The organism is uncultured Thiodictyon sp., assembly GCF_903828115.1.
Classification (GTDB): domain Bacteria; phylum Pseudomonadota; class Gammaproteobacteria; order Chromatiales; family Chromatiaceae; genus Thiodictyon.
This window is the reverse complement of the sequence record NZ_CAIKKU010000075.1, coordinates 1-3,581: the sequence shown is the minus strand read 5'-3', so window position 1 is coordinate 3,581 and position 3,581 is coordinate 1. Positions and strand designations below refer to the sequence as shown.

The 3,581-nt window shown below is 67.0% G+C and carries 4 protein-coding genes; 2 read left to right on the top strand and 2 right to left on the bottom strand.

The genetic code is table 11. The annotated features are described in order from the left end of the window. Positions 1-422: 422 nt before the first annotated feature. Both QZY48_RS02765 and QZY48_RS02760 read right to left on the bottom strand, forming a co-directional pair. Positions 423-1,160, bottom strand: coding sequence for an ABC transporter ATP-binding protein (locus QZY48_RS02765; RefSeq protein ID WP_295427395.1), 738 nt, complete (start codon positions 1,158-1,160; stop codon positions 423-425). Positions 1,161-1,162: 2 nt separating this feature from the next. Further along, the gene (locus tag QZY48_RS02760; protein WP_295427394.1) at positions 1,163-1,975 is read right to left on the bottom strand and encodes an ABC transporter permease; all 813 of its coding nucleotides are present in this window, start codon (positions 1,973-1,975) and stop codon (positions 1,163-1,165) included. A gap of 377 nt (positions 1,976-2,352) precedes the next feature. Here QZY48_RS02760 and QZY48_RS02755 point away from each other — a divergent pair, with 377 nt between their 5' ends. Together QZY48_RS02755 and QZY48_RS02750 are read left to right on the top strand one after the other, a co-directional pair. Further along, positions 2,353-2,916 carry an acetate uptake transporter gene (locus QZY48_RS02755; RefSeq protein WP_295427392.1) on the top strand — a complete coding sequence of 188 codons (564 nt, stop codon included), beginning with the start codon at positions 2,353-2,355 and terminating at the stop codon, positions 2,914-2,916. A gap of 69 nt (positions 2,917-2,985) precedes the next feature. Continuing rightward, on the top strand, positions 2,986-3,555 hold the full coding sequence (locus tag QZY48_RS02750) for a cache domain-containing protein (protein WP_295427389.1): 570 nt from the start codon (positions 2,986-2,988) through the stop codon (positions 3,553-3,555). Positions 3,556-3,581: the final 26 nt, after the last annotated feature.

Sequence of the window (3,581 nt, the reverse complement as noted above, 5' to 3'; positions counted from 1 at the left end):
GGGACGCCCATCGCTCCCACCCGGTGTTCACGGTTTGCCGCCCTGCAAGGGGCTGCCTGAGCGGACGGAGGGATTCGCCACCAGTGTCAACGTTCGGGACGGGGCGAATGAGACTGGGCAAGTATTCGAGCCTGTTTTATCAGTTATATAGCGCTTAATCGTGATGCGGTTTCGAGCCAAAAGCGCCGCAAATTGCTATTTTGTGCCGATTTCGCCCCGATTTCGCCTCGGCGCGCTGAGAAATATCTATTATTTACAATAGCATAATACTTTCACAGTCTCGAATGCCCCGTCCCGCCCGAGATATAGCCGTTCGGGACGAGGCGAAAGCGCCCTCCAGCCCGAGAAAGCCCCATCCTGATCACTGACCTCTGACCACTGATTTTGAGGAAGATGGCGGATCGCCCTCGCGGGCATCCGCCCTAAGGCCTGCCGGTCAGCACATAGCGCAAATCGAGCCGCTGCGGCAGGGCCGCGGTGAGGGCCGCCGGGGACCCGTCGAAGATGAGGCGCCCGCGCTCCAGCACCGCGACCTGGTCGCAGCCGTCGCCTAAGGCGTCCGCGCGGTTGTCGGTGGCGATCAGGGTCAGGGGGCGATTGCCCCGCTGCGCCCGCAGGACCTCCAGGGTGTCGCGCACGGCGGCCGGGTCCAGCCCGTCGCTCAGTCCATCCCACACCAGCAGATCCGGCCGGTGGATCAGGGCCCGGGCCAGTTCGACCTGGCGGCGTTGTCCCAATGAGAGTGAGCGGGGCGGGTGATTCTCCAGTCCGTCCAGGCGCAGCGTGGCGATGACCAGCCGGGCCGCCCGCGCCAGTTGCGCCCGCCCGCCGGGCCGGGCGCGCAGCGGCAGGACCAGGTTCTCGATGACGCTCAGCCCCTCCAGCAGCGCGCCGCCTTGCAGCACGGCACCCAGGCGCCCGCGCAGTGCCGCCAAGGCCCCCCGCGGCAGGTCCTGCAGGTCCTGGCCCAGGACGCGGACCCGGCCGGCGGACGGCGCGTCGAGCCCCAGGACGAGGCGCGTCAACAGGCTCTTGCCGGCCCCGTTGCGGCCGACGAGCAGCAGCCAGGACCCCTGCGGCACCGCCAGATCGATGGCCTCCAGGGCGCAGCGCCCCCCGACGTGCTGGAAGACCCCGGACAGTTCCAAGGCATTGGTCATGGTCACCGGCCCGTCAGCACAATGACCGCGAGATCCGCGAGCAGGATCGCGGCCACGGCCCCGATCATGGTGCGCGTGGCCGCCGCCCCGACCCCCTGCGGGTCACGCCCGGCGGCGGTGCCGTTGACCGTCGCGATCAGGCCGATCAAGAGCGCGAAGAGCAGCGGCTTGCCGATCGCCTGCAGCAGGTCCGCGGGCGCGATGACACTGGTGAAGGCGTCCAGGAACAGGGCCGGCGGCACCGTCGTCTCCAGCGACAGCCACAGGAAGGCGGCGGTGAAGGTCATGAGGCCCCCCCACACTGCAAAGGCGAAGCTCATGATCAGCATCGCCAGCAGCGTCGGACCCAGGGTGTAGGCGATGGGATCGATGCCGATGGCCAGGAGCCCGTCCACCTCGCCGCTGACCGACAGGTTCGCCTGCCGTACCGCGAGATCCACCCCGGCGCGCCCGGCCACCAGAATGCCGACGAGGAGCGGCACCAGTTCCATCACCACCGCATAGGTGGTGGACAGCAGCAGCAACTCCGGCACGTCGAAGCGCCGCAGGAAGGAGCCGGCCTGCTGACCCAGGATGGCACCCACCGCCAGCGTGACCAGGGTGATGGCGGGCAGGATCGACAGCCCCGATTGGCGCAACGCCGCGGCAAAGGCCGGCACGTCGAGCCGCGCCCGGCCGGCCAGGATGCGCAGATACAGCCCCAGCAGGCGCACCAGGGTGAGGGCCGCAAGTCCAAGCCCCTCGACGGCGCCGACGAGCCCGGTAAAGGGCCGCCGCGGCTGCGGCGCCGCGGCCAGCGGGCGGGGGTCGCTCACTGCAAGGACCGCCATGCGGCCAGCGCCAGGGCCGGTCGGCGGAAGGGCAGCGGCAGCCCGGGGGCGATCTCAATCCAAGGCATCAGGGTCTCCGTCTCGACGTTGGTTTGGCGCGATCTTACCAGCCGGGCGCGTGGTTCAGGCGACGCCGTACCGGGGGCCATTGCGCCTGCCTGATCCAGCCCGGGCCCGACTGGGGTTCCATAAGAAAATCAGCATATTTGGTTATTCATGGTGCGCCGGTGCCGGCGCCGCACCGAAAACGCCTGGACCCCTCACGTCACACCTGCACTGCCCGCGGATATCGGGTAACATCCGCCCGCCCCGCCACCGCGCGGGGGCCTCTCTTCCTCTTTTTAGCACTTGGGCATGACACAATGGCAGAACAAAAACTCGGTAACCCGGCGGTGGTTGGCCTCGCCGGCTTCGGTCTAACCACGCTGGTGCTGCAATTCCACAACGTGGGTTGGATGCCCAGCATCGGGCCGGTGGTCTGGCTTGGGCTGATCTTCGGCGGCCTGGCACAACTCATCGCCGGGCTTCAGGAGCAGAAGACCGGCAACAACTTCGGTTATTGCGCCTTCACCTCGTACGGCGCCTTCTGGATCGCGCTGGCACTGATGCTGATCGCGAACAAGTTCGATCTCTTCAAGGCGAGCACGGCGGACGTGGGCTGGTTCCTGGTCGCCTGGACCCTGTTCACCGCGATCCTCTGGGTCGGCTCGCTACGCATCCACGGCGCCATGGCCCTGACCTTTACCTTGCTGTTGGCCGGCTTCATCCTGCTCGACTTGGCGCACTTCGGCTATCCCGATATGACCGTGGTGGCGGGCTACACCCTGATCGCCTGCGCGCTGATGGCCTGGTACATGATGGCCCGCATTATCCTGAATGAGCTCTACGGGCGCGAACTCCTGCCCGCGGGCAAGCCCTGGGCCTGAGTCCGGCGTCGCGCCGCTCCCGCCTGCCGTAACCCCGATCAAGAACATTCGACTCGAGAGGACTAGACAATGGGAAAAACGCAGTTTGCCCTGGCCGGTTTGGTACTGACCCTGGGGGTCGCCCCCGCCGTCGGCTGGGCCCAAGACTCCTCCACCTCCACCTCCACCGCCGCCTCCGCCACGGAGGTCATGGCCAAGGTGCGCGAGGCCGCCCAGTACCTGAACGAAAAGGGCCTGGCCGGTTTTGCCGATTTCAACAACAACAAGGACGCCCGCTGGGTGTGGAAAGACAGCTATGTGTTCGTCTATAGCTGCCGCGACGACGTAATGATCGCCCATCCCCTGCGCCCCGACCTGGTGGGCAAGCCCATCCTGCAGATGCGCGACGACAAGGGGACGGCGCTGTTCCAGGAGATGTGCAAGGCGAGCGACAATCCGAATGGCGGCTGGGTTGAGTATTGGTGGCCCAAGCCGGGCGAGGCGAAGGCCTCACGCAAGATCTCCTACGTCCACAGCGCCCCGGTCTCGTTCAAATCGGACATCCAGGTCGGCGCCGGGATCTATGACGAGAAGCTGACCCCGGCCGATCTGAGCAAGATCGTCGAGGATACTGCCAAGCCGCAGAAGGCCGTGCCTTAGCGACTCGCCGCGCCGCCCCCCCGGGG

What these genes read in the sequence shown, in the direction of transcription:
- QZY48_RS02765 (WP_295427395.1), bottom strand. Translation starts at nt 1,160, where the DNA reads ATGACCAATGCCTTGGAACTGTCCGGGGTCTTCCAGCACGTCGGGGGG.
- QZY48_RS02755 (WP_295427392.1), top strand. Translation starts at nt 2,353, where the DNA reads ATGGCAGAACAAAAACTCGGTAACCCGGCGGTGGTTGGCCTCGCCGGC.
- QZY48_RS02750 (WP_295427389.1), top strand. Translation starts at nt 2,986, where the DNA reads ATGGGAAAAACGCAGTTTGCCCTGGCCGGTTTGGTACTGACCCTGGGG.